Annotated in this window: 25 protein-coding genes; 19 read left to right on the forward strand and 6 right to left on the reverse strand. The window is 71.2% G+C overall.

Annotation, left to right across the window (positions count from 1 at the left end):
- Nucleotides 1–74 precede the first annotated feature (74 nt).
- Entirely contained in the window at nt 75–1,988 is a 1,914-nt protein-coding gene (locus ACQPYA_RS21380; RefSeq protein ID WP_433528871.1) for an anthranilate synthase family protein, read from the forward strand.
- A gap of 191 nt (nt 1,989–2,179) precedes the next feature.
- Here the strand turns inward: ACQPYA_RS21380 and wrbA are convergent, their stop codons facing one another.
- The gene (gene wrbA, locus ACQPYA_RS21385) at nt 2,180–2,797 is read right to left on the reverse strand and encodes an NAD(P)H:quinone oxidoreductase (RefSeq protein ID WP_433528872.1); all 618 of its coding nucleotides are present in this window, start codon (nt 2,795–2,797) and stop codon (nt 2,180–2,182) included.
- 143 nt (nt 2,798–2,940) lie between these two features.
- Between wrbA and ACQPYA_RS21390 the strand changes: the two genes are divergently transcribed.
- The 16 genes from ACQPYA_RS21390 to ACQPYA_RS21465 all read left to right on the forward strand — a co-directional run bounded on the left by ACQPYA_RS21390 (nt 2,941) and on the right by ACQPYA_RS21465 (nt 17,415).
- Nucleotides 2,941–3,780, forward strand: coding sequence for an ABC transporter ATP-binding protein (locus ACQPYA_RS21390; RefSeq protein ID WP_433528873.1), 840 nt, complete (start codon nt 2,941–2,943; stop codon nt 3,778–3,780).
- Entirely contained in the window at nt 3,777–4,607 is an 831-nt protein-coding gene (locus ACQPYA_RS21395; RefSeq protein WP_433528874.1) for an ABC transporter permease, read from the forward strand. The genes ACQPYA_RS21390 and ACQPYA_RS21395 overlap by 4 nt, the downstream gene beginning before the upstream one ends.
- Nucleotides 4,604–5,608, forward strand: a complete 1,005-nt coding sequence (locus ACQPYA_RS21400) for a sensor histidine kinase (protein WP_433528875.1) — start codon at nt 4,604–4,606, stop codon at nt 5,606–5,608. Before ACQPYA_RS21395 ends, ACQPYA_RS21400 begins: the two co-directional genes overlap by 4 nt.
- Before the next feature lie 38 nt (nt 5,609–5,646).
- Nucleotides 5,647–5,892, forward strand: a complete 246-nt coding sequence (locus ACQPYA_RS21405; RefSeq protein WP_433528876.1) for an ATP-binding protein — start codon at nt 5,647–5,649, stop codon at nt 5,890–5,892.
- Nucleotides 5,889–6,509 (forward strand): response regulator, encoded by a 621-nt coding sequence (locus ACQPYA_RS21410; RefSeq protein WP_433528877.1) that lies wholly within the window; start codon nt 5,889–5,891, stop codon nt 6,507–6,509. Before ACQPYA_RS21405 ends, ACQPYA_RS21410 begins: the two co-directional genes overlap by 4 nt.
- A 62-nt stretch (nt 6,510–6,571) precedes the next feature.
- Complete coding sequence (locus tag ACQPYA_RS21415) at nt 6,572–7,111, forward strand: N-acetyltransferase family protein (RefSeq protein ID WP_433528878.1); 540 nt, start codon at nt 6,572–6,574, stop codon at nt 7,109–7,111.
- Nucleotides 7,111–7,698, forward strand: a complete 588-nt coding sequence (locus ACQPYA_RS21420) for an HAD family hydrolase (RefSeq protein WP_433533559.1) — start codon at nt 7,111–7,113, stop codon at nt 7,696–7,698. The genes ACQPYA_RS21415 and ACQPYA_RS21420 overlap by 1 nt, the downstream gene beginning before the upstream one ends.
- A gap of 313 nt (nt 7,699–8,011) precedes the next feature.
- Complete coding sequence (locus ACQPYA_RS21425; RefSeq protein WP_433533560.1) at nt 8,012–9,082, forward strand: winged helix DNA-binding domain-containing protein; 1,071 nt, start codon at nt 8,012–8,014, stop codon at nt 9,080–9,082.
- A 230-nt stretch (nt 9,083–9,312) separates the two neighbouring features.
- Nucleotides 9,313–10,056 (forward strand): hypothetical protein, encoded by a 744-nt coding sequence (locus ACQPYA_RS21430; protein WP_433528879.1) that lies wholly within the window; start codon nt 9,313–9,315, stop codon nt 10,054–10,056.
- Between the two features lie 132 nt (nt 10,057–10,188).
- Nucleotides 10,189–11,616: a rifampin monooxygenase gene (rox, locus tag ACQPYA_RS21435; RefSeq protein WP_433528880.1), complete on the forward strand. Its 1,428-nt coding sequence runs from the start codon at nt 10,189–10,191 to the stop codon at nt 11,614–11,616.
- A 424-nt stretch (nt 11,617–12,040) separates the two neighbouring features.
- Nucleotides 12,041–13,048: a trypsin-like serine peptidase gene (locus tag ACQPYA_RS21440; protein ID WP_433528881.1), complete on the forward strand. Its 1,008-nt coding sequence runs from the start codon at nt 12,041–12,043 to the stop codon at nt 13,046–13,048.
- Nucleotides 13,049–13,262: 214 nt separating this feature from the next.
- Nucleotides 13,263–13,820, forward strand: a complete 558-nt coding sequence (locus tag ACQPYA_RS21445; protein WP_433528882.1) for an RNA polymerase sigma factor — start codon at nt 13,263–13,265, stop codon at nt 13,818–13,820.
- A complete protein-coding gene (locus ACQPYA_RS21450; RefSeq protein WP_433528883.1) occupies nt 13,817–14,620 on the forward strand; it encodes a hypothetical protein in 804 nt (267 codons plus the stop codon). Before ACQPYA_RS21445 ends, ACQPYA_RS21450 begins: the two co-directional genes overlap by 4 nt.
- 79 nt (nt 14,621–14,699) lie before the next feature.
- On the forward strand, nt 14,700–15,500 hold the full coding sequence (locus ACQPYA_RS21455) for an ABC transporter ATP-binding protein (RefSeq protein WP_433528884.1): 801 nt from the start codon (nt 14,700–14,702) through the stop codon (nt 15,498–15,500).
- A complete protein-coding gene (locus ACQPYA_RS21460; RefSeq protein WP_433528885.1) occupies nt 15,497–16,828 on the forward strand; it encodes a hypothetical protein in 1,332 nt (443 codons plus the stop codon). Before ACQPYA_RS21455 ends, ACQPYA_RS21460 begins: the two co-directional genes overlap by 4 nt.
- Nucleotides 16,825–17,415: a hypothetical protein gene (locus ACQPYA_RS21465; protein ID WP_433528886.1), complete on the forward strand. Its 591-nt coding sequence runs from the start codon at nt 16,825–16,827 to the stop codon at nt 17,413–17,415. The genes ACQPYA_RS21460 and ACQPYA_RS21465 overlap by 4 nt, the downstream gene beginning before the upstream one ends.
- A 52-nt stretch (nt 17,416–17,467) precedes the next feature.
- On the opposite strand, the gene ACQPYA_RS21470 is transcribed toward ACQPYA_RS21465, so the two are convergent.
- From ACQPYA_RS21470 to ACQPYA_RS21485, 4 genes are all read right to left on the reverse strand, one after another.
- A complete protein-coding gene (locus ACQPYA_RS21470; protein ID WP_433528887.1) occupies nt 17,468–18,850 on the reverse strand; it encodes a DEAD/DEAH box helicase in 1,383 nt (460 codons plus the stop codon).
- Between the two features lie 178 nt (nt 18,851–19,028).
- On the reverse strand, nt 19,029–19,247 hold the full coding sequence (locus tag ACQPYA_RS21475) for a hypothetical protein (RefSeq protein ID WP_433528888.1): 219 nt from the start codon (nt 19,245–19,247) through the stop codon (nt 19,029–19,031).
- Between the two features lie 294 nt (nt 19,248–19,541).
- A complete protein-coding gene (locus tag ACQPYA_RS21480) occupies nt 19,542–19,733 on the reverse strand; it encodes a DUF397 domain-containing protein (RefSeq protein ID WP_433528889.1) in 192 nt (63 codons plus the stop codon).
- Complete coding sequence (locus ACQPYA_RS21485) at nt 19,724–20,524, reverse strand: helix-turn-helix domain-containing protein (protein WP_433528890.1); 801 nt, start codon at nt 20,522–20,524, stop codon at nt 19,724–19,726. Before ACQPYA_RS21485 ends, ACQPYA_RS21480 begins: the two co-directional genes overlap by 10 nt.
- A 247-nt stretch (nt 20,525–20,771) precedes the next feature.
- Here ACQPYA_RS21485 and ACQPYA_RS21490 point away from each other — a divergent pair, with 247 nt between their 5' ends.
- Nucleotides 20,772–22,169, forward strand: coding sequence for an IS1380 family transposase (locus ACQPYA_RS21490; protein ID WP_433528891.1), 1,398 nt, complete (start codon nt 20,772–20,774; stop codon nt 22,167–22,169).
- Nucleotides 22,170–22,428: 259 nt separating this feature from the next.
- The gene (locus ACQPYA_RS21495) at nt 22,429–22,719 is read left to right on the forward strand and encodes a hypothetical protein (protein WP_433528892.1); all 291 of its coding nucleotides are present in this window, start codon (nt 22,429–22,431) and stop codon (nt 22,717–22,719) included.
- 723 nt (nt 22,720–23,442) lie between these two features.
- Here ACQPYA_RS21495 and ACQPYA_RS21500 read toward each other — a convergent pair.
- The gene (locus ACQPYA_RS21500; RefSeq protein ID WP_433528893.1) at nt 23,443–24,654 is read right to left on the reverse strand and encodes an ABC transporter ATP-binding protein; all 1,212 of its coding nucleotides are present in this window, start codon (nt 24,652–24,654) and stop codon (nt 23,443–23,445) included.
- Nucleotides 24,655–24,660: the final 6 nt, after the last annotated feature.

A 24,660-nucleotide genomic window follows, 5' to 3' on the forward strand; every position in this document is an offset into this window, starting at 1 on the left:
CGACGAGGCGGCCGCCGGTCACTTTCCCGGCCCGTGGGCCGCCCCCGACGGCGGCGCCCGGCCCGAGGAGACCGATGAAACCGCTGACCGACCTGCTCACCGCGCTCGCCGCCGGCACCGACCCCGGCCCGTTCGCACTGGTACGCCGCGACGGCGCCGACCACCTAGACCTCTTCACCGGCCCGGTGGAGATCGTCGACCGGCTCGCCGACCTGCCGTTGCCCGCCGGGACGCCCGGCCCGGCGACGCTGGCCCTGGTGCCGTACCGGCAGATCGCCGAGCGCGGTTTCGCCTGCATCGACGACGGCGTGCCGCTGGAGCACCTGCGCATCGACCGCCACGTCCGGCTGCCGCTGGCCGCCGCCCTCGACGCCCTGCCCGACACGCCGATCCGCACCACCGGCGTGGCCTTCGACGTCACCGACGACGAGTACGCCGCCACCGTCGCCCGGGTGCTCGCCGAGGAGATCGGCCACGGTGCGGGCGCCAACTTCGTCATCCACCGCGCCCTGCACGCCCGGGTGCAGGGCGCACCGTTGACCGCCGCGCTGGCCGCACTGCGGTCACTGCTGCTGCGCGAGCGCGGGGCGTACTGGACGTTCGTGGTGCACACCGGCGCCCGCACCCTGGTCGGCGCCAGCCCCGAGCGACACGTCAGCGTCGACGACGGGCTGGTCATGATGAACCCGATCAGCGGCACCTTCCGGCACACCGGGGCGGCGGCGGACCGGGCCGCGCTGCTGCGCTTCCTCGCCGACACCAAGGAGATCGAGGAGCTGTACATGGTCCTCGACGAGGAGCTGAAGATGATGGCCACGGTGGCCGAGCACGGCGGGCAGGTGGTCGGGCCGTACCTCAAGGAGATGTCGCACCTGGCGCACACCGAGTATCTGCTCGCCGGGCGCGGCTCGAAGGACGTGCGCGAGGTGCTGCGGGAGACGATGTTCGCCCCGACCGTGACCGGCAGCCCGATGGAGAACGCCTGCCGGGTGATCGCCCGGCACGAGCGCACCGGCCGCCGCTACTACGCCGGGGTGCTGGCCCTGCTCGGTCACGACGAGGGCGGCCGGCAGACCCTCGACGCGCCGATCCTGATCCGTACCGCCGAGATCTCCCCCACCGGTGACCTGCGGGTGCCGGTCGGGGCGACCCTGGTGCGCCACTCCACCCCCGCCGCCGAGGTCGCGGAGACGCACGCCAAGGCGGCCGGGGTGCTGGCCGCCCTCGGCCTGGGACCGCAGGCACCCGCCGCCGGCACCGGACCGTCGGCCCGCCTCGCCGACGACCCGCAGGTACGCGCCGCGCTGGCTGCCCGCAACGCCCCGCTGGCCCGGTTCTGGCTGGACCAGCGGCCGGCCGGCGCCCTGGCGCTGACCGCGCTGACCGGCCGCCGGGCCCTCATCGTCGACGGCGAGGACACCTTCACCGGCATGCTGGCCCACCAGTTGGGCGCGCTGGGACTGACGGTGACCCTCCGGCCGTGGCACGCCGCCGGGCCGGTGTCCGGGTACGACCTGGTGGTGGTCGGGCCCGGCCCCGGCGACCCGACCAGCGACACCCCGAAGATGGCCACCCTGCGCGCCCTGCTCGCCGGGCTGCTGGCGGGCGGGCAGCCGACGCTCGCCGTCTGCCTCGGCCACCAGCTCCTGGCCGGCCTGCTCGGGCTGCCCGTGCGCCGCCGCGCCGCGCCCTACCAGGGACTGCAACGCACGGTTGCGCTCTTCGGCACGCCTAGGCGGGTCGGCTTCTACGCCACCTTCACCGCCCGCGCCGCCGCCGATCGGCTGGCCAGCCGGTACGGCCCGGTCGAGCTGGCCCGCGACGAGGCCGACGGGGCGGTGCACGCGCTGCGCGGCCGGGGCTTCGCCGGGGTGCAGTTCCACCCCGAGTCGGTGCTCAGCCCGGACGGCGTGGCGGTCCTGGCCGACCTGCTGCGCGATCTGCTCCCGGCACCGGCCGGCGAATTGTCGACGAGCGCGCAGGCATAGCCAACCCGATCCCGGGTAGCGCTGCAAACAGCCGGCGGTCCGGGCGGGTACGAGAGCCCCCGCCCGAACCGCCGGTCAGTAAGGAAGGGCCCCTTTTTAACGCCTGAGGTGGTGAAGGGGCCCCTTCTTAACAAACGAAGGCGGGCTGCCGACGCCGGCCGGCAGCCCCGCGAGGTGATGTTGCCCGTTGCTCAGGCGGTCAGGCCCTGCTTGAGCGCGGTGCCGATCTGCACCGCCCGCTTGGCGGTCAGCGCGGTCGCCGACAGGGTGACGTGGTCGGGCGCGGTCTCGCCGTTGTTGCTGGTGTGCGACGCGCCGTACGGGTTGCCGGCGACGAACTGGCTCGGGTCGGTGTAGCCGGGCGTGACCACGATCCCGCCCCAATGGTAGAAGACGTGGAACAGGGACAGCAGCGTCGACTCCTGCCCGCCGTGCTGGGTCGCGGTGGAGGTGAAGGCCGAGTACACCTTGTTGGTCAACGCCCCCTGGGCCCACAGCGGGCCGGTGGTGTCGATGAACTGCTTGAGCTGGGCGGCGACCAACCCGTACCGGGTCGGTGAACCGAAGATCACCACGTCGGCCCAGGTCAGGTCGTCCGGCTGCGCCTCGTCGACGTTCTGGGTCTCCAGCCGGTGCGCCTCCCATCCCGAGTTGGACCGGATCGCCTCGTCCGGCGCCAGCTCCCGCACCTTGCGCAGCCGGACCTCCGCGCCCGCGTCACCGGCGGCCTCGCAGGCCGCCTGGGCCATCTGGTACGTGATGCCGGTCGCGCTGTAGTAGATCACCGCCACCTTGACCTGTGCCGCCATCGCATCTCCTCGCTGGTTCGGGCCAGCCGCGACTACCCGCTACGTGCAACGGCTAACGCTTGGGCCGTCCACCGGTCGACGGACAGCCCGGTTCCGTCGACCGGTCGTCCCGCGCCCCACCGGCACCGACCGACGATCGAGGAATGACCAACACCCCCGCGATCCGCGTACGCGGACTTCGCAAGACGTACGGCGACACCGTCGCCGTAGACGGCCTCGACCTGGCGGTCGCCGCCGGCGAGGTGGTGGCCCTGCTCGGCCCCAACGGTGCCGGCAAGACCAGCACCATCGAGATACTGGCGGGCCACCGCCACCGCGACGCCGGTGAGGTGAGCGTGCTGGGCCACGACCCGGCCCGCGCCGGCCTGGACTGGCGGGCCCGGATCGGCATCGTCACCCAGGACGGCGCCGACCTGAACGAGCTGACCGTCCGGGAGGCCGTCGGACACTTCGCCCACTACTACCCGCGGCCCCGCGATCCGCGCGAGGTCGTCGGGCTGGTCGGCCTGACCGGCAAGGCCACGGCCCGGGTGCGTACCCTCTCCGGCGGCCAACGCCGCCGCCTCGACGTGGCCATCGGCGTCGTCGGCCGCCCCCGGCTGCTCTTCCTCGACGAACCGACGACCGGCTTCGACCCGCAGGCCCGCCGGCAGTTCTGGACCCTGATCCGACAGCTGGCCGGCGACGAGGGCTGCACCATCCTGCTCTCCACCCACTACCTGGAGGAGGCCGAGGCGCTCGCCGACCGGGTCGCGGTGATCGTCGGCGGTCGGATCGTCGCCGACGGCAGCCCGGCCACCCTTGGCGGGCGGGCCACCGCGCGCACGGTGGTGCGCTGGGCCGACGGCCGGCAGGAGACCGACGACCCGGCCGCCCTCGTCGCGACGCTGACCCGCCGCTACGGCGGTGCCGTGCCGGGGCTGACCGTCAGCCGGCCGAGCCTGGAGGACGTCTACCTGGACCTGATCGGAGCCGCGTCGTGACCGTCGCCGAGCGCAGCGCATTCCGCCGCCCGTCCGCCGCCCGTCTCGGGCTGTACCGCGCGGGCGTCGAACTGAAGAGCTTCTTCCGGGAACGCGACGCCGTGGTGTTCACCTTCGCCATGCCGGCGGTGATCCTCGCCCTGCTCGGGTCGATCTTCGACGGGGTGTACCCGGGCAGCGACGTGACGTCCGCCCAGTACCTCGCGCCGAGCATGATCGCCGCCGGGGTGGCCTCGGCGACCTTCATCAACCTGGGCACCGGCATCGCCAGCGACCGCGACGACGGCACCCTGCGCCGGCTGCGCGGGGTGCCGATGCCGCCATCCGCGTACTTCCTCGGCAAGATACTGATGGCGCTGGTGGTCACCGTCGGCGAGACGGTCCTGCTGCTCGGTGTCGGCGTCCTCGCCTTCGACCTGCGGCTGCCCACCGACCCGGCCCGCTGGCTCACCCTCGGCTGGGTGTTCCTGCTCGGCGCGACCGCCTGCGCCCTGGTCGGCATCGCCGCCAGCAGCCTGGCCCGCTCGGCGCGCAGCGCCGGCGCCGTGATGAACCTGCCCTACCTGGTGCTGGCCTTCATCTCCGGGGTCTTCTACACCCCGGTCGGGCAACTGCCCGAACCCCTGGTCACCGTCGGCTCGCTGTTCCCGCTCAAGTGGATGGCGCAGGGCTTCCGCTCGGTGTTCCTGCCGGACAGCATCCTCCCCCAGGAGGTCGTACCCTCCTGGGAACACGGCCGGACCTCGCTCGTGCTCGCCGCCTGGTGCATCGGAGGCATGCTGCTGTGCCTGACCACCTTCCGCTGGCAGGGTCGGCGCGGCCGGTGAACGGGCCGGCGGCGGCCGGCGGCGGGAGCAGCCGGCCGGCGGTCGCGGCCGGCCCCGCACCGGTCGCGGCCCTCGACGGGTGGAGCGGGCGCTTCCGGCTCTGGGACGGCTACTTCGCGCTGGCGGGCCTCGGCGTCGGCCTGGCGGTGGCCGCCGAAGGGTCGCGTCCACTGGCCAACCGGGTCGGCTGCGTCGTGCTCTTCGTGGCCCTGGCCGGCTGGTATCTCGGCTTCGGCCAGCGGCTGATGCGCGAGTCCATCGAGGACTGGCGCGGCTATCTCTACCTGGCCGGGGTCGCCCTGCTCTACGTGCCGGCGGTGCTGCTCACCGGCACGGCGTCGTTCCTGTTGTTCGTGCTCTGCCCGCAGGTGTTCATGGTGTTGCCGGCGGCGCCGGCGGTCGGCGCGGCGGTGCTGCTCACCTCGGTGCACATCATCGTCCTGGCGGTCCGCCTCCCGGACCTGGGCGACATCGTCGCGCCGCTGCTGATCGCGCTGATGACCGTCTTCGTGGTCTGTGTGCTGGGCGTCTGGTCGCAGCGTACGGTCAGCGAGAGCGTCCGGCGCGCCGAGCTGATCGCCCAGTTGGAGCGGACCCGGGCGGAGCTGGCCGAGCTGTCGCACCGGGCGGGGATCGCCGCGGAACGCCAACGGTTGGCCGCCGACATCCACGACACCGTGGCCCAGGGCCTGGCCAGCGTGGTGATGCTGATCCAGGCCGCCGAGGCCGAGCTCGACCGCGATCCCGAGCCGGCCCGCCGACACCTCGACCTGGCCCGGCAGACCGCCCGGGAGAGCCTGGTCGACGTGCGTACGCTGGTCGCCGCCCTCACCCCCGGCGAGCTCACCGGATCCCCGCTGGAGCAGGCGCTGCACCGGCTGGCCGAGCGGTTCACCCGGGAGACCGGGGTGCCGGTCAGCTGCACCGCGGAGGTGGCCGCCGATCGGGCCGCGAGCACCCCGGTCGAGGTGGTGCGCTGCGCGCCGCGCAGGAGGCGCTGACGAACGTCCGCCGGCACGCCCACGCCGGTGCCGTCGCCGTGCTGCTGCGCTCCGACGACGACCGCGTCACGCTGGAGATCACCGACGACGGAGCCGGGTTCGACGCCACCGCCGGCCCCGCTCCGACCGGCACCGGCAGCGCCGACCAGGGGCTGGCCGGATCCGGCGGCGGCTATGGGCTGGCCGGGATCCGGGCCCGCGTCGAGCAGGTGCACGGCACGGTGCTCGTACGCTCAGCGCCCGGCGCGGGGACGACGATCCGGGTGGAGGTGCCGTACGGATGATCACCGTGCTGCTGGTGGACGACCACCCGGTGGTCCGTGCCGGGGTGGCCGGCATGCTGGCCGGCGCCGACGACATCGACATCGTGGGCGAGGCCGGCGACGCGGCCGAAGCGGTGACCGCGGTCCAGGCCCGGCGCCCCGACGTCGTCCTGATGGACCTGCGGCTGCCCGGCGGCGACGGGGTGACCGCCACCGCGCGGATCCTCGCCGAGTCCCCGGCCACCCGGGTGGTGGTGCTCACCACCTACGAGACCGACGCCGACATCCTCCGCGCCGTCGAGGCCGGTGCCGCCGGCTACCTGCTCAAGGACGTCTCACGGGCCGACCTGATCAATGCGGTACGCATCGCGGCGCGCGGCGGCACGGTACTCGCGCCGTCGGTGGCCACCCGGCTGCTGCACCAGGTGCGCCGGCCGGGCGGGCGGGAGACGCTGTCCCCGCGGGAGGTGGAGGTGCTCCGGCTGGTCGGCACCGGGCTGTCGAACGCCGAGATCGGGCGGGCGCTGCACATCAGCGAGGCGACCGTGAAGACCCATCTGCTGCGTACCTTCAACAAGCTCGGCGTGTCGGACCGTACCGCCGCGGTCACCACGGCGATCGCCGCCGGCCTGCTGTGATCCTTCCGGTCTGGCGGGTTTCCGCTGGCTCGGGCCGGCCGCCGGCTGTCATGCTCGCGGCCATGGAGATCAGGACCGCGACCGCCGGGGACTGGCCCGGCATCTGGCCCTTCCTGCGCGAGATCGTCTCGGCCGGGGACACCTACACCTGGCCCCGCGACGTCGACGAGGCACGGGCCCGGGACATGTGGCTGGTGCCCCCGCCGGGGTGCACGGTGGTCGCCGTCGACGCCGACGGCACCGTGCTCGGCTCGGCGAAGCTGGCTCCCAACCAGCTCGGCCCCGGCGACCACGTGGCCAACGCCAGCTTCATGGTCGCCCCGTCGGCGGCGGGCCGCGGCATCGGCCGGGCCCTCGGCGGGTACGTGCTGGACCTGGCCCGCGCCGACGGCTACCGGGCGATGCAGTTCAACGCGGTGGTGGCGACCAACACCCGCGCCGTGGCGCTGTGGCGGTCGCTCGGCTTCGAGGTGGTCGGCCGGATTCCGGAGGGCTTCCGCCACCCCACCGAGGGTCACGTCGACCTGCTGGTCATGTACCAACGGCTCGGGCCGGCCCGCCGGGGCGACGCCCCCGGCACGCTCGATAACCTGGGCCGGTGATGCTGCCCCTGCCTACCGGCGAGTTCCAGGCCTACCTCTTCGACTGCGACGGCACCATCGTCGACTCGATGCCCCTGCACTACACGGCCTGGCGGCAGACCCTCGACGAGTGGAGTTGCCCCTTCCCCGAGGAGGTCTTCTACGCCTGGGCGGGGCGGCCGACGGCCGACATCGTCGCCGAACTCAACGAGCAGCACGGCCTGGACATGCCGGTGGAGGCGGTCGTCGCCGACCGGGAGGCCCGCTTCCAGCGGCTGCTCCCCCAGGCCACCGGCATCCCCGGGGTGCTGCACCACATCGACGACGCGCACGGGCGGATCCCGTTCGCCGTGGTCTCCGGCAGCACCCGGGACGCCGTCACCGCCTCCCTCGACGCGCTCGGCATCCTGGACCGGTTCGATGTGCTGGTCTGCGCCGGGGACTACACCCGCGCCAAGCCCGATCCAGAGCCGTTCCTGCGCGCCGCCGAACTGCTCGGCGTGCCGCCGGGCGCCTGCCTGGTCTTCGAGGACGCGGACCTCGGCATCGAGGCCGCCACGGCGGCCGGCATGGCCGCGGTGCGGGTGCCGCAGCCCCGCCAGGGTTGAGCAGGCAGGTCCGGCTTGCTCAAGAAATCCGCAAGTTGCGTACGTCACAGTTCTCGGCCGGGTCGGAAAGCGCCATCCTGATGGAACCGGTGCCGGCGCTCCGTCGCCGCCCCGCACCGGCGTACCTGAACGGGGGATCGCGCTCCGCCATCAACGAGGCTGGCGCAGCGCGATCAGGGGTGTCCCGGGACGGCCGGCCCCGGATGTCGGTGTCCGGTCCTATGCTGCGGTCGACCACCGAGGAAAGGCGGCCGACGTCGTGGCACCCACCGGATCGACGGCGCTGACCGGCGCCGAGGCGCTCGCCCTGCGGATGACCGGTCTGCTGCTGCGCCCCCATCCCGCCGCCGCCCCGCCCGGCGGTGTGGCCGAGGTTGTGGAGTGGTTCGGCGCCATGCAGGCGCAGGACCTGGCCAGCGGCATGTGGTCGCTCGGCGTACGGCTGCCCGGGTCCAGCCACGCCGACGTGCACGCCGCGTTGGAGCGCCGGGAGGCCCTGCGGACCTGGCCGATGCGCGGCACCATCCACCTCGTCCCGGCCCGGGACGCCCGCTGGCTGCTGGAGCTGACCGGCGTCCGCGCCCTGGCCGGCGCGGCCCGGCGGCGGGAGTTCCTCGGGCTCTCCGAGGCCGAGGCGGATCGCGCGGCCGACGTGCTGGGCAACACCCTGGCCGGCGGTGGCCGGCTGACCCGCGCCGAGTGCGTGGCCGCGCTGACCGCGGCCGGCATCGACGGCGCCGGCCAGCGCGGCTACCACCTGCTCTGGTACGCGGCCCAGCGCGGCGTCACCTGCATCGCCCCCAACGTCGGCACCGAGCAGACCTTCGCGTTGCTCGACGAGTGGGCGCCGGGCCAACACCGGCCCGACCGGGACGAGGCGCTGGCCACCCTGGCCCTGCGTTACTTCCGCAGCCACGGCCCCACCACCCGGCAGGACTTCGCCGGCTGGACCGGCCTCACCGCCGCCGACGCCAAACGGGCCATCGCCGCCGCCGGGGACGACCTGACCGCCGTCCTGGTCGACGGCACCGAGGCCGTGCTGCACACACCACTGCTCGACGCACCCCGCGACCCGGTGGACGACACGCTGGCCCTGCCCGGCTTCGACGAATACCTGCTCGGCTTCAAGGACCGCACGCTGATGCTCGACCCGGAGCACAGGCAGGCCATCATCCCGGGCGGCAACGGCGTCTTCCAGGCCACGATCGTGTGCGGTGGCCGGGTGGTCGGCACCTGGAAACGCAGCCTCGCCAAGACCCGCGTCACCCTGGCCGTGCACCCTCTGGTCGACCTCGACCCGGCCCGACGTAAACAGGCCGAGGAAGCCCTCAGCCGGTACGCCGACTTCCTCGCCCTGCCGCCCCGGGTGACCTGGCCCGACTGAACCGCCCGCCGCCGTGGCGACGCCGCCCGGCCACCCCGGTCCGCTCCCGCCCCGCGCGTCGCCGTTCCCATCGAACAACGAGCACATGCGAAATCCCGGGCAGTTTCCGTCAGCCGCGAACAAGAATCGCCCAGAATCTGGACCGTGAGTGGTGGAAAGTGGCTCGGTAATCACTGCTTGCCGACTGGCGATATCCTGGAGAAGGAGTATTTCCGAGTACGGGAGGCGGCGTGACGGGACCGGGCATAACCGAGCGTGTCACATCCAGAAAAGGCTCGACCGACAATCGGCACTGGCACGTTGTCCGGCGGTCGCCGATCTTCGTGGCGCTCCCCGTGGCGATCATGTGTCTGCTGGCCACGAATTTCGTCTGGGAGAGCGTCCGCGAAAACGTCGCCGAAACGGCGTTGGCGCAATGGCCGCTGCGGTTCTCCCTGATGGACAGACCCAGTACGGCGAACCTCTTGGGGCTGTTTGGCGGGCTCATGCTCGCGCGCGCCCAGTACGCGAGGTCCATCCAGCCCAACTTCGGCTACGCCTGGAGGGCCGCAGGTGGAGATCCCTATGACTGGAGTCTCCACTTCTTCAACGGCGGACCGGGGCACGCGAAGATTCTGTCGGTCGTCTATCGCGTCAGGTTCTTTCTGGATCCCTCCGACGCCGAACCCGAGTGGATCGAGATGCCCGATCTCCAGAGCATGCTCGCCAGCCACGGGATCACCCGGGCTGATGCCGATCTCCTGTGGCTCGGACGCGCTCCCCTGGTGCCCCAACAACGCGCCGAGGACGGTTTTCTCCTCGGTTCCTTCAACTATCGGGCGCTGTCCCTCGTCGATCAACTTGAGATAAGAATTCTGGCGAGCGACGCAGCTGGTGATCGGCATCAGCTTCTGATTCGCATCACCGACCGCCTTCCGTACAGCGCCACGGAGGCAGTGGCCCGAACGCGAACAGAACTGGCGGCGGCGCAATAGGCGGGAAGGTTGTCAACTCCCTGCCACTCTCAACATATATCGCACCCGGGGTCTTGCGGCAAGACCCGGGTTGTGTCGCAGAATCTCCAGCCGAATCCGAAACCTGCGGGAATCGGCAACTGGGGGGTTCTCATGATCGACGTGATCATTGCCGGCGGCGGACCGACCGGCCTGATGCTGGCCAGCGAGTTGCGGCTGCACGGCGTGCAGGCGCTCGTGTTGGAGAGGGAGCTGGCGCCGACCAGGGTGGTCCGGGCGCTCGGCCTGCACGTACGCAGCATCGAGGTGATGGAGCAGCGCGGCCTGCTGGAGCGGTTCCTCGCGCACGGCCAGCAGCACGAGCTGGGCGGGTTCTTCGCCGGCATCGCCAAGCCCTCGCCCGGCCGGCTGGACACCGCACATCCCTACGTCCTCGCCATCCCGCAGACCACCACGGATCGCCTGCTGGCCGAGCGCGCCACCGAGCTGGGCGCCGAGATCCGGCGCGGCTGCGAACTGGTCGGGCTGCGCCAGGACGACCAGGGGGTGACCGCCGAACTGGCCGACGGTACGCGGCTGCGCTCTCGTTACCTGGTCGGCTGCGACGGTGGCCGCAGCACGGTGCGCAAGCTGCTCGGCATCGGCTTCCCCGGCGAGCCGAGCCGGGTCGAGACGCTGCTGGGCGAGATGGAGCTGGCGGTGCCGCCGGAGACGCTGGCCGCCGTGATGGCCGAGGTCCGCAGGACCCAGCTGCGGTTCGGTGCCATGCCCCTCGGGGACGGGTTGTTCCGCGTCGTGGTGCCCGCCGAGGGGGTGGCCGAGGACCGCTCGGTCCCACCGACCCTGGAGGATTTCAAGCAACAGCTGCGGGCGTACGCCGGCACCGACCTCGGCGTGCACTCGCCCCGCTGGCTGTCCCGCTTCGGCGACGCCACCCGGCTGGCGGAGCGCTACCGGGCCGGCCGGGTGCTGCTGGCCGGCGACGCGGCGCACATCCACCCGCCGACCGGCGGGCAGGGGCTCAACCTCGGCCTCCAGGACGCGTTCAACCTCGGCTGGAAACTGGCCGCCGAGGTCGACGGCTGGGCGCCGCAGGGGCTGCTGGACAGCTACCAGACCGAACGGCGCCCGGTGGCCGCCGACGTGCTGGACAACACCCGTGCGCAGATGGAGCTGCTCTCCACCGAGCCGGGCCCCCAGGCGGTGCGCCGGCTGCTGTCGGAGCTGATGGACTTCGAGGAGGTGAACCGGTACCTGATCGAGAGGATCACCGCGATCGCCGTCCGCTACGACTTCGGCGCGGGGCACGAACTGCTCGGCCGGCGGCTGCGGGACGTCCGGCTGAAGCGGGGTCGCCTCTACCAGCTGATGCACGGCGGTCGCGGGCTGCTGCTCGACCAGACCGGCGGGCTCTCGGTGGCGGGTTGGGCGGACCGGCTCGACCACGTCGTCGACGTCAGCGAGGAGCTGGACGTACCCGCCGTGCTGCTGCGGCCGGACGGCCACGTGGCCTGGGTCGGTGACGATCAGCGGGAGCTGTTCGACCAGCTGCCCACGTGGTTCGGCCCCGCCGCCAGCTGAGCGGGCACCGTTCCGACGTGCTGTCCAACGAACCACATCAACACCAAACTCGGAAATTTACGCATTTCCACGGCTGCCCGGATACGACCAGGATTGTGAACTCCGAGGTGGTCGCAGAACTCCGGTCCGGCACCGCCGCAACAAGCACAAAATAGTTTCAGCATGTTGCATGACGAGCCGTTTGATGTCGAGCGCGATGGATTGGCGGGCCGGACACACCGATTATGTCGAGGTTCTGTCACCTTTAAGGCAAAGCGCTCGGTGTCGAGTCAACCGCGATGCCCGGATGGCGCTCAAGCCCAGGTGGGAAGGTGTTTCGACAAACCGTCCGCGATCCGACTTTCCTTTTACGTTGTGATCAATGAGCGTCAATCAATAAGCTGCAACAGCTCGGGATGGCGAGCCAAGGACAAAGGAGGTCCTCTTGAAATCCACCCTGCGCTGGACGACAATGGTTGGACTATCGGTCGCGCTTGTACTGAGCGGCGCGCCGGCTGCCAACGCAGATCCCGCGACAAGCGATCGAAACGGCAACATCTCCGCGGTTGCCCGCACCAGTGACGGTCGCGCGATCACCAGCGAGAAGATCGCCAAGGAGGTCACCGAGTTCTGGACCCCGGAGCGGATGGCATCGGCCGTCGACCTGACCTTCGCCAAGTCAGCCGACGCCGCCGAGTCGTTGAGCCCCGCGTTCAAGCCCACCGGGCCGGCGGGCACGGTCGCGCCGATGGCGCCGAGCATCGCGAGCGGCGACGACGTCCGGACGATGCTCAACGAGTCGCTGGCCGTCGGCAAGGTCTACTTCACCACCCCGAGCGGCGGCACCGCCTCCTGCTCGGCCAGCACGGTGGCCAGCGGCAAGCGGCGGCTCGTCATGACCGCAGGCCACTGCGTACACCAGGGCGCCGGCGGGCAGTGGTACAGCAACTGGCAGTTCGTACCGCGGTACCGCAATGGCGCGCGGCCATTCGGCACGTTCGTGGCGTCCAGCCTCAACACCCGCACCGCATGGGCCAGCAGCAGCAGCTACGCCGAAGACATGGGAATTGCCGTCATGTACAACGGCGGCGCCTACGGCCTCAAGGTGGTCGACACGGTCGGCGGCCACGGCCTGCGCTGGAACTGGGGATACAGCGTCAACGTGACCGCGCTGGGCTATCCGTCCAATCTCGGCGGCGGCGAGAGCCAGTACTACTGTCAGGGCACCACCTGGAACGCCGGCGGCCAGCAGATCCGGATGTGGTGCAACATGACCTACGGCTCCAGCGGCGGACCCTGGCTACAGGAATACAACGACAGCACCGGTTACGGATACATCAACAGCGTCGTAAGCCACGGTGACAACCCGGGCAACGGCCAATTCGACGGCCCGTACTTCGATGACGACATCAAGAGCCTCTACGACTTCGCGGAAGCCATTTCCCCGGCGTAATGCGACGAGTTCAGGAGAGCCCCGGCCAGCTGGCCGGGGCTCTCCGTAACGCGCGGATGATGCCGCCGCGCGAGCCGTCCGGGTGTCGTCGGCGGCGACGGTCGCGGCCGTGGCCGGGTCGGGGAGCCGGCAGGGTGTCGAAAGTGACGACGGTCACATGGAGTCGGGACCCAATCCGGATGGACCCGTCGTCTTACCGGGTGTGAGAACCGGCATGGACGCGGCTGACGAGGGCGAACTCTTGCGACGCGTCGCCCGTGGAGACAGGCGGGCGTTCGACGAACTCTACCGGCGCACCGCGCCGTGGCTGGAAGTGCGCCTGCGTCGCCGCTGCACCGACCCCGACGTGGTCGCCGAGGTGCTACAGGACACGTACCTGGCGGTCTGGCGGGCGGCGGGCAGCTTCGCCGGCGCCCGGGCCAGGAGCGGCGGTGGGGCGCAGGGAAGCGCCGTGGGCTGGCTGTGGACCATCGCCGCCCACCGCCTGGTCGACGCGTTCCGCCGTCGGGCGCGGAAGGCGCAGGTGCCGCAGGTGCCGCTCATGCCGAGCACGGCACCGGCCGCCGAGGAGGAGGTGATGGCTGCCCGGGTCGGCCAGGAACTGGAGCAGGCCCTGCTCGTCCTGCCGCCCGAGGTCCGGGCCGCCTTGCGGGCCACCGTCCTCGACGGGCTCTCACCGCGTGAAGCGTCAGTGCTGCTGGGCGTACCGGAGAACACCGTCAAGTCCCGCGTACGCCGAGCCCGGATCGCCCTGCGGGAGGCGCTGTCATGACCACCCATCCCACCCTGGCCCAGATCGACCGGTACGCCGCCGGGGACCCCGGTCTCGACGAGCCCAGCGTCTGGGCGATCGAGGTGCACCTGGAGGAGTGCGCCGATTGCCGGGCCCGGTTGGCCGGCAGCACCACGGTCGACACCCGGGCCGTGATCGAGCGGGTCGCGACGAGCCTGGACCGCGAGATCGCGGCCACGCCGCCCCCCGCCGGCCCGGGCCGATCCTGGTCGGTGCTGCGCCACCGCTGGTTCGTCGGCACCCTGCTCCCGTGGCTGGCCATGACCGCCGCGGTGCTCGCCTGCGCCGCGCTGCTCGGCGCGCTCCGGACCGGGTTGCCCTCGCTGGTGCTGCTGATCGCACCACTGGCTCCGCTGCCCGGCGTGGCGGTCGCCTGGCATCGTCGGGCCGATCCGGCCTGGGAACTGATCGCCTCCTCGCCCGCCGCTGGACTGACGATGCTGCTGCGGCGTACGGCTGCGGTGTTGGCCTTTGTCATTCCCACGCTCGCCCTGGTCGGCGCCGGCACCGGGATATCGATGGCCGCGATGCTGCTGCCCTGCCTGGCGTTCACCGCCGCCGCGCTGCTGCTGGGCACCTTCGTCGGGGTACGGCGGGCCGCGATCGGACTGACCTCGATCTGGACACTCGTGGTGGTCGCGCCCAGCCTCGCCGCCGCCCGAATGCCGGTGGTGCTGGCCGCGGAGAGCGCCCGCAGCTGGGCGCTGGCCACGGTGCTGTTGACCATCATGGCCCTCTTCCGGGTCAACGGATTCCGGCGACTTTCCGCCCACGACTAGCCGCCGAACCCGCGACAACGGCCATCCGGGCCGGTTCACCACCCCGCCCTGTCGGCGATCAGTGAAGGAGATGATGACGATGCGTGCCGTGAGCACGGTCGAAACGGCCGTCACCACCAGTCCCTGGACGGTCCACACGGAGGGCTTGCAGGTCCGGGCCGGACGGCATCTGGCCGTCGACGGCCTCGATCTGACCCTGACCACCGGCGTGCACGGGCTGCTCGGCCCGAACGGTGCCGGAAAGACCACGCTGATGCGCGCCCTGGCGACCGTCCTGACGCCGTCCGGCGGGCGGCTGACGCTGCTCGGGCACCCGGTCGACGGCCGCTCCGACCTGCGCCCGGTCCGCCGCGCCCTGGGCTACCTGCCGCAGCACTTCGGCTTCTACCCGCGGTTCACGGTACGCGAGTTCGTCGGATACATGGCCTGGCTCAAGGAGATGCCGAAGGCCGCGATTCCGGCGGCAGTGCAGCGGTCCATCGATCGGGTCGGGCTCACCGCCAAGGCCGACGCCCGGCTGAAGACGCTCTCCGGCGGCATGCTGCGCCGGGCCGGCATCGCGCAGGCCATCGTCAACGATCCACGGATCCTGCTGCTCGACGAGCCGACCGTCGGCCTCGACCCCGAACAGCGACTCGACTTCCGCGAGCTGCTGCGTGACCTCGGCACCGACAGTTGCGTGCTGGTCTCCACCCACCTGGTCGAGGATGTGGCGGCGGCCTGCACCGATGTTGTTCTGATGAACGAGGGCCGCCTGGTGTGGCGGGGCACCCCCGAGGTGCTGACCGCGCAGGGCGACGAGGGGCACGCCGGCGACAGCCGGGCCGAGCGGGGCTACTCCGCGATCCTCCGCCAGCACCGCGCGGAGGCCACCCGATGAACGTGCTCAGGGTCGAACTGCGCCGGTCCGCCGCGCTCGGCGCCGCGCTGATCACTGTGGTGGTCGGGGTCGGCGCACTCTATGTGGCCGTCGACCGCTGGTCGAGTGGCTGGATGGCGCTGGCCCTGACCACCCGGGAGTACCTGCTCCTGTTGTGGCCGCTGGCCCTTGCCGCAGGGGCCTGGCAGGGCCGCCGGGAGCACCGGGCGAAAGTCGGCGAACTCTTCGCCACCACCGCCCGACCACGCGTTGCCCGGATGCTGCCGATGCTCGGTGCGATGGCCCTCACCCTCGCGATCGCCTATCTGCTGGTGACCGCCGCAGGCATCGCCTGGATCATCACCACCACCCGGTACGTGCCCTTGCTGAGCTTCGCCGTCGTCACCGGGGTCGGCGCGTTGTCCCTGATCGGCGCGGCGTGGCTCGGACTGGGGATCGGACGGATGCTGCCTGCCCTGGTGACCGCCCCGGCGCTGGGGGTGGCCGGCGTACTGCTGGTCTTCTTCAGCGCCATCCGGCCCGCGGACTGGGTGGCCGCGGCGATCTCCCCGGTCCACGGCACGGCCATGTTCCACGACTACCAGACGATCGACCACCGGGTCAGCGGCGCGCTCGCGATCTGGATGGTCGCGCTCGCCGTCACCGGTCTGCTGTTGTCGGTCGCCGGTGGCTGGCGTACCCGTACGGCGGCGCTGGTGCCGGTGGTGCTCGGGTTCGTGGCGGCGACCGCGGTCGTGCCCCGCGATCGGGATCTGCTGACCTGGCCGGTCGACCCGGTCGCGCGGGAACTGGTCTGTACCGAGGACACTCCGACGGTGTGCGTCAGCCGGATCCACGCCAACGTGCTCGAAACGCTGACCCCGCTGGCCCGGGAAGGTCTGACGAAGCTGGCGAAACTGCCGGACGCACCGACCGCCGTGCACGAGGACACCCGCACGATCGGCGAGATCTGGCCAGCGGCCCAGAGCGGCGTCGTGACGATCGACATCCGGACCGGCAGACGTGGCCAGCTCGCGTACCCGGCCGCCGTGGTTCCCGGAATCGTCAGCGCCCTGGGGGTCGCGTACGACGGGGAGTGCCGGAACGGCGATGCTGCGGTCGAACGGGCCGCGGCCTACTGGCTCCTGGGCCGTGAGCCGCAGTCCGACGTCGGACTGGTCCCCGGCATGATCTCGGAGGACCCCGAACTCAACGCCGAGGCGGTCACCCTGTGGCAGGGGCTGCGTGAACTGCCCGACGACGAGGCGCTGGCCCGGGTCACGGCGGTCCGTGACGCCCTGGTGGCCTGCCAGGACCCCGCAGGGCTGCTGTCCGGGAGCGCCAGGTGACCTGGACGATGCTGCACCTGCGTTCGCGGCGCGTACCCCTGGCCCTGGCCGCAGCCGTCGGCGGCGCGGCCGTGGTCTGGGCGCTCTGCCTGGCCTTCGCCGAGGAACGGGACGCCACCCCGACGGTGGTCGTCATGACCGTCCTGCTGATGGTCGTGGCGCTCGCGCACACCCTCGCCGGCCCGGACGAGAACCTGGACCGGACGGCGTCGATACGCTGGCCCTGGCGGCGCGCGGTGCACCTGCTCGCCGGCCTGGTGGTCGTCCTGGCGGTCCTGCTCGCCACGCTGCACACCGGAGCCCGGTTCGGGCCAGCGGCTCTGGTGGCCCGCGACGCCGCCGGCCTGCTCGGGCTGACCGCGCTCTGCGCGACGGTGCTCGGCGCGGCCCGGTCGTGGTTCCTGCCGCTGGGCTGGACCACCATCGCGGCCATGTACCCGCAGGAAGGCACCTGGGGCGCGACCGCGACCTGGCAGGGCCAGCCACCCGACAGCCGGGCCGCGACGCTGACGGCGGTGGCGCTCGCCCTCGGTGGGCTGATCGCCTACGCGATCGCCGGCCCGGCCCGCAAGGAGCCGTCCGAGTAGCCCCAGGCCACCGTCACGCCTCCCGGACACTCCGGGAGGCGTGCTGGTGCGCTCAGCGCCCGGCGCGGCGGGCGCCCGGCCGGGCGCGGGCGGAGAACGCCGCCGCACCGGATCGCGCCGGTGCGGATGGGGTCGAGGTGGTCGGTGCCGGCTTGCCGCCGCGTCGGCCCCGGCCGCTGGCGGGCTGCGCCTCGTGCCGCGGGCCGGCGGAGCGCGGCGCGGGCTGGGGGACCAGCGTCCGCTCCCCCGGTGCGAGTTCGCGGAGCAGGGCGTCACCCGGGCGCAGCGGGGTCGTGATCGCCGTGATGCCGGCCTTGCGCGTCAGTTCGCGTACCTCGGAGACCTGCCGGTCGGTCATCAGCGTGACGACCGTCCCGGCCGCGCCGGCTCGGGCGGTACGGCCCGAGCGGTGCAGGTACGCCTTGTGCTCCTCCGGCGGGTCGGCGTGCACGACGAGGGCCACGTCGTCGACGTGGATGCCCCGGGCCGCGATGTCGGTGGCGACCAGCGTGTGCGCCTCCCCGGCGGAGAACGCCTGCAGGTTCCTGGTGCGTGCGCCCTGGGCCAGGTTGCCGTGCAGTTCGACGGCGGCCACACCGGCCGCGACCAGCCGGCGGGCGAGGGTCTTCGCGCCCCGCTTGGTACGCGTGAAGACCACGGTGCGTCCCGGCGCGGCGGTCAGTTCGACCAGCACGGCGAACCGGTCGTCGGCGTGGACGTGCAGGACATGGTGGGTCATCGCGGTGACCGGCGACAGCGTCGAGTCGACGCTGTGCACGACCGGATCGGTGAGGAACCGCCGCACGAGGACGTCGACGCCGGCATCCAGGGTGGCGGAGAAGAGCAGCCGCTGCCCGCCGCGCGGGGTCTGCTCCAGCAGCCGCCGCACGGTGGGCAGGAAGCCGAGGTCGGCCATGTGGTCGGCCTCGTCCAGCACGGTGATCTCGACGGCGTCCAGGTGGGCGTTGCCGGTCTCGATGTGGTCGGCGAGCCGCCCCGGGCAGGCCACCAGGACATCGACCCCGGCACGCAGCCCGGCAATCTGGGGTCGGGCGGCGACGCCACCGAAAATGGTCATCGTGCGCAGCGACAGCGCCTGCGCCAGCGGCGCCATCACGCTGTCGATCTGGGTGGCCAGCTCACGGGTGGGGACGAGGATCAGCGCCCGGGGACGCCCGGCCCGCCGTGGCGTCGCGGTGGCGGCCAGGCGGGTCAGCACCGCCAGCACGAAGGCGTACGTCTTGCCCGAACCGGTGCGGCCCCGGCCGAGCACGTCCCGCCCGGCGAGCGCGTCGGGCAGGGTGGCGGCCTGGATCGGGAACGGCCGCTCCACCCCCGTCGCGGCCAGCAGGCGGATCAGCGCATCGGGTACGCCGAGGTCGGCGAAGCTGAGCGAGTTGGACGAAATGGTCTGGCGTGGGCGGCGTGCCGCCATGAAGGCTCCGAACGTCGATGGGATGTCCTGCCCGGCGCTGACCGTTCCGGTCGCGGCGCGTGACCTGGGACACCGAACCCGGCCCACGCTGGGCGGGCCGTGCAGCCAGTCTACTCGAACCCGCTGCCGGCGTCCGTTACCAGCCGGCAGGTGGTGAAGTCCGATCGACGCAGGCCGATCAGGTTGCCACCACCTGCCACCGGTTCTGCCCGTTCATCCACGCCTGGGCCAGGATCTCCGCCGACTGCCGGCCCGGGCACTCGTAGATCTTCGACCGACCGGCGCCACCGCCAGCTCGGGCCTCGACCTCCCACGATTCGCCGTCGGTGCGGATGTACACGTCGCGCCGGCCTCGCGGGGTGCGGTCGCCGTTCCACCAATGACGCTCAGTCTTCACCTACTGACCGTATAGCAGAAGGCTCGCGTGCGAAACGTTAACGATCTTGGAAAATGCGACGTCGACGGCACAACCGAGCAGCCACGACGACCGGCCGTCCCACACGTACGCCACACCACCCCTCGACGGCTACGCAGAAGGCATAAATACACTACTCAGAGTTGCCGCAATGCGATCCGAGCGCCCCAGCAAGCCGAATAGGGCACGGTCGTTCAGGTAATGCGCTTCCGTATCGCCTCGCGTCGTTTCGTGCTGTTCCCGCAGCCGACGGAGCGTTCGTGGGGGACCGCCGAGTCAGGCCCGCCCGGCAACCTGGGCGACGAACGCCCGCCAGGCCACCGGTCCGAAGGCCAGCGCCGGACCGGTCGGATCCTTCGAGTCCCGGACGCCGACGACGCCGGGAAGGTTCTCCGCGACCTCGACGCAGTTGCCGCCGCTGGTTCCGCTACGGGTGGCCTTTCGCCACCGCGCGCCGTTCAGGTCCATTGGTTCGCCACTTCCTTGATCAGGTCTAGGGACTGCCTCCGGGGAAGGGCCTCGGTACGGACACTTTCCCATCGCTCGAAGAGCGTATCGAGGTCGGCTGGCCGGTCCACGACGTCGCCGCCCAACTGGCTTTCGAGGTGTCCTATCCAACTCCCGTCTGGCATGTGCGCCAGGGACAGCGGGCCGGACAGCCCGGCGTGAAGACCAGCGTCCGCCGGGATGACGTGCACGCTGATGTTGGGTTGCTCCGCGCAAGCTACAAGGTGGTGTAGTTGCTCGGCCATCACTTTCTCCGCCCCGTAGCCAACCCGGCGGACTGCCCCTTCGTCAACAACGACGACGAGCCGCGGCGGGGACTCGCAGGTGAGGATGGCCTGCCGCTCAAGTCGACTGGCGACCCGGCGGTCCACCTCCTCGTCGGTCAGCCGAGGATCGAGTCGAAGGACAACGCGAGCGTAGGCCGCAATCTGAAGCAGGCCGGGGATCAGGTTCGGTTCGAAATAGCGGAGCTGTGTCGCTCCGCGCTCGGCATCGAGCCATGGCAAAAACCAGGATGGTGCGCCGAGTTCCGCCGCAAGGCGCTCGAACAAGCCACCGTTGTTCAATGCGCGGTCAGCTCCTCGAATGAAGTCCAACGTCAGTGCCCGGGTGCTGCCTTCCACAGCGCTGACATGCGACGCGCTGAAGCCTGCGGCACGGCCAAACGCCTCCTGCGTCATACCGTTCGCCCCTCGTGCCCGGCGAACCTCGCCAACGATGAAGGCCGCCAAAGGGGTCGGTACGTCAGGCATTCAGGGCCCCTCAGATTGAAGATCGATTACCCGCGTCACCACAGAACCTGCGGCTGTCTCGCCAGCTCAGCCCAGACGCCAAAAGCACCTTCCGAGCGTAATGGCACCCACATCAGAGTGTCACTAGCCTCGGCCCTTCGTTAAGGGGTGTCCAAGGACTGGGCCGGAATCGCAGAAGTGCCTTCTGATCAGGGAAAATAGGGCTTGTCGAGAGTCCTGTTAACCCGTCACGGAAGGCACTTGCTGGGTGAAGGCTACCGCAACGCGTCCGAAGATCACGGTGACCGGGGGCGGGCGGGGCGTGGTCGGTCACGCCGGTGCCCGGCTGCTCGCCGATCTCGCCGACGTTACCGGCCTGAGCAGCGCGTTCGAGCAGGCCCTGGCCAGTCTGCGGCGACGCCAAGGCGGTCATGACCCGGGACGGATCGCGGTCGATATGGCGGTGATGCTCGCCAACGGCGGTGTGGCCATCGCCGATCTTGCGGTACTGCGTGACCAGCCCGGCCTGTTCGGGTCGGTCGCGTCCGACCCGACCGCGTGGCGGCTGTTGTCGCAACTCGACGCCACGATGCTGGCCGAAGTGCGGTCCGCCCGGGCGCAAGCGCGTGAGATCGCCTGGGCCCAGTACGCCGACACCTACGGTGACCTGCCGCAGCCGATGGTGGCCGGCCAGCAGGTAGAAGGCCTGGTCCTGGACATCGACGCGACCATCGTGATCTGCCATTCCGAGAAGGAGTCGGCGACCCGTACCTGGAAGAAGACGTTCGGCTTCCACCCGTTGCTGTGTTTCCTGGACAACACCGGCGAAGCCCTCGCCGGGCTGCTGCGGGAAGGCCGGGCCGGATCCAACACCACCGCCGACCACATCACCGTGCTCGACCAGGCCCTCGCGCAGATCCCCGACGCGGTCCGGCACGGGACCCCGATCCTGCTCCGCTCCGATTCAGCCGGGTCCAGCCACGGGTTCCTCGCCCACATCCGCGGCTTACGCGAGCAGCATTTGGACATCCGATTCAGTGTCGGCGCTGCGATCACCGAACCAGTGCGTGAGGCGATCCGGGCGGCAACCGGCTGGGTCCCCGCCGTTGACACCGATGGTGAACTGCGCGAGCACGCCGAGGTCTGCGAGATCACCGGCCTGTTCGATCCGGCCGGCTGGCCGGAGGGCACCCGGTTCCTGGTCCGCCGGGAACGCCCGCACCCCGGCGCTCAACTGTCGCTGTTCGACACCGTCGAAGGTTGGCGGCATCAGATCGTGGCCACCGACACGCCCGCCGGCAACGGCAGCATCCAGTTCCTGGAGGCCCGGCACCGGGCACACGCCCGCGTCGAAGACAGCATCCGCTGCGGCAAGAACACCGGCTTCGGCCGGTTCCCGTCCCGGCACTTCGCGATCAACCAGGCCTGGCTTCAACTCGCCCTGACCGGCATCGACCTGCTCGCCTGGACCCGGAACCTCCTCCTGGACGGCGACCTCGCGGCCGCCGAGCCGAAGAAACTGCGCTACCGGCTGCTGCACGTCGCCGCCCGGACCACCCGCACCGCCCGGCGGACCCGCCTGGCGATCGCCGCCAACTGGCCCTGGACCGACGCGCTGACCAGCGCATTCAGAAGACTCGCCTCGCTGCCCCAGCCCACCGGCTGACCTCGCCGCTCACGCCCCGACCAGCAACACGGAGGAACCCGGCCCCGCGTCGGGTTTTCGACATGCCCTCAAACCGGTGGCAAACATGCAAACCGGATTCATTGAACGGCAGCTATGAGGCAACGCTCAAGTGAAAGACCGAGGCTAGACGGCACGCGCGAGCCCTGGGACGGCAACCCGCTCGCCTTTCCGTCAGGGGCCGCCCACAGGCGAGTAATCAGGGCGGCCCCTTCCAACTTCGACGGAGGAGGCAAGCCCTGTGGACAAGTTCGCGAACGCCGTACCTACCTCACGATGGAGTGAGCCCGTCCCGCGTACGGGTCTCGCCGTCGGCGATGTTATCCGCGCGCCCGAGGCGGCATACCGTCCCGGCGCGGGTGAGCTGAAGATCTACATCGCCGAAGTGCTGAGCCGGGCAGAGCATGACGGCATCGTCTGGATCGAGTTGTACGGCCATGAGGTGAAGGAGGACCGAACCCTGTCCATCCGGCGTCGGTACGCCCAGGTCCGGGCAGACCTCGCCGACGTTCTTTCGCCCCGTCGGTGGTAAGCGCATGGGAAGCAGCAGCGACTCCCCGGGTCTACCCCGGCGTGTACCTTCTGACCCGGAAAGCATCCCCGCAATTCATGCGGCCAATCTTGGTGCGGGTCATCCGGAGGCTGGACAGGACGACGTACGACGGATGGGCCTGGATCGACGCGTACCAGCTCGACCGGCACGGGGATGCGACGGAGCGACGAGCACTATTCCTGATGCCCGCAGGGATGCAACGGGTAGAGGTCCCGCCCGTCCCGTACGAACGTCGCTCCCGGCCGCGCTTCGGCGTCGGGAGGTCGGCAGGGTGAGCGGACACCTCGAAGACCACGAACCCTCCCGCCCGACGTGGCGTTGCCAGGCGTGCGGCGCGGCGTGGCCGTGCTCCCCAGCGAAGCTGCGCCTCCTCGCGAAGTACCGCGAGCGCCGAGCCGAGTTGCTGGCCTTACTGACCGGGCTTCGCGAGCGAGCTGCCGACCAGCTTGCCGAGCTGAACTCTGGTGAACGCCCCGCCGGCCTGAGCGCCCGGTTCACGGACTGGGCGGATTCCCACCCCGAGTGAGCGGCCCGTCCCGGTGGCTACCCCCCCCGTTGCCGGGCCCGGGGGCGGGTCTTCGTGTGGGCCGCGGATCGCGCGGGGGCACCGCCGGAAAGGCTACCGAGTTACGAAAGGCTCGTGGCTTGGGCGGTCGACTCGCGACGCCTCAATAGCATGACCTGCGACGTGGGCAGGCCCGGCTAGCCTCGGTCGAGTGGTGATACGCCTCCTAACGCCGAAGACGTGTTTGCGTTTCCCTTGGATGGGTCGAAGAGGTGGATCTTCTCCGGGTTGAACCAGACTCGGCGGTTCTCGCCCTCGACCACGGTCGACTCCGCCGACAGCCGGGTGACCAGGTTCGAGCCGGTGCCGGTGAAGTCGGCGGCACCGGTGTCGGCGGCCAACTCCTCCAGCTCGGCGGCGGAGGCCCGCTCCCCCTCGACGGTCAGGTAGACGTACTTGTCCGAGCCCATCGACTCGACGATGTCGACCGGCGCGGTGAACTCCAGGCCCCGGCGGCGGGTCTCCTCGTCGACCAGGTCGGCGTCCTCGAAGTGCTCGGGGCGGATGCCGAGGATCAGCTCCCGGGCCGCGTCTGCGCCCTCCAGCTCGCGGCGGATCCGGTCACCGATCGGCACGTCACCCAGGGCGGTCCGCAGCTTGCCCTCCTCGACCCTGGCGGGCAGGAAATTCATCGACGGTGAGCCGATGAACCCGGCCACGAAGAGGTTGCTCGGGTGGTCGTACAGCTCCTGTGGCGGCCCGACCTGCTGCACCGCGCCGCCCCGCATGATCACCACGCGGTCGCCGAGGGTCATCGCCTCGGTCTGGTCGTGGGTGACGTAGACGGTGGTGGTGCCGAGCTTCTTCTGGAGGCGGGACACCACGGTACGCATCTGCACCCGCAGCTTGGCGTCCAGATTGGAGAGCGGCTCGTCCATCAGGAACGCCTTGGGCTGGCGGACGATCGCCCGGCCCATCGCCACCCGCTGCCGCTGCCCGCCGGAGAGGTTCGCCGGTCGGCGGTCCAGCAGCGGAGTCAGCTCCAGGACCTTCGCCGCCTCCTCGACCTTCTGCGTGATGGTCTCCCTGTCCAGCTTGGCCAGCCGCAGCGGGAACGCCATGTTCTCCCGGACGGTCATGTTCGGGTACAGCGCATACGACTGGAAGACCATCGCGATGTCCCGGTCCCGGGGCGCCTTGTCGTTGACCCGCTGCCCGGCGATGCGCAGCTCACCGGAGCTGATGTCCTCCAGCCCGGCGATCATGTTGAGGGTGGTCGACTTGCCGCAGCCGGAGGGGCCGACCAGGATCACGAACTCGCCGTCGGCGATCTCCAGGTCGACGTCCCGCACCGCGGTGGTGCCGTCCGGGAACTTCTTGCTCACCTTGTCGAGCACGATGTCAGCCACGAGTTC

This window comes from Micromonospora sp. CA-263727 (assembly GCF_050942455.1).
In the GTDB taxonomy this organism is placed as follows: domain Bacteria; phylum Actinomycetota; class Actinomycetes; order Mycobacteriales; family Micromonosporaceae; genus Micromonospora.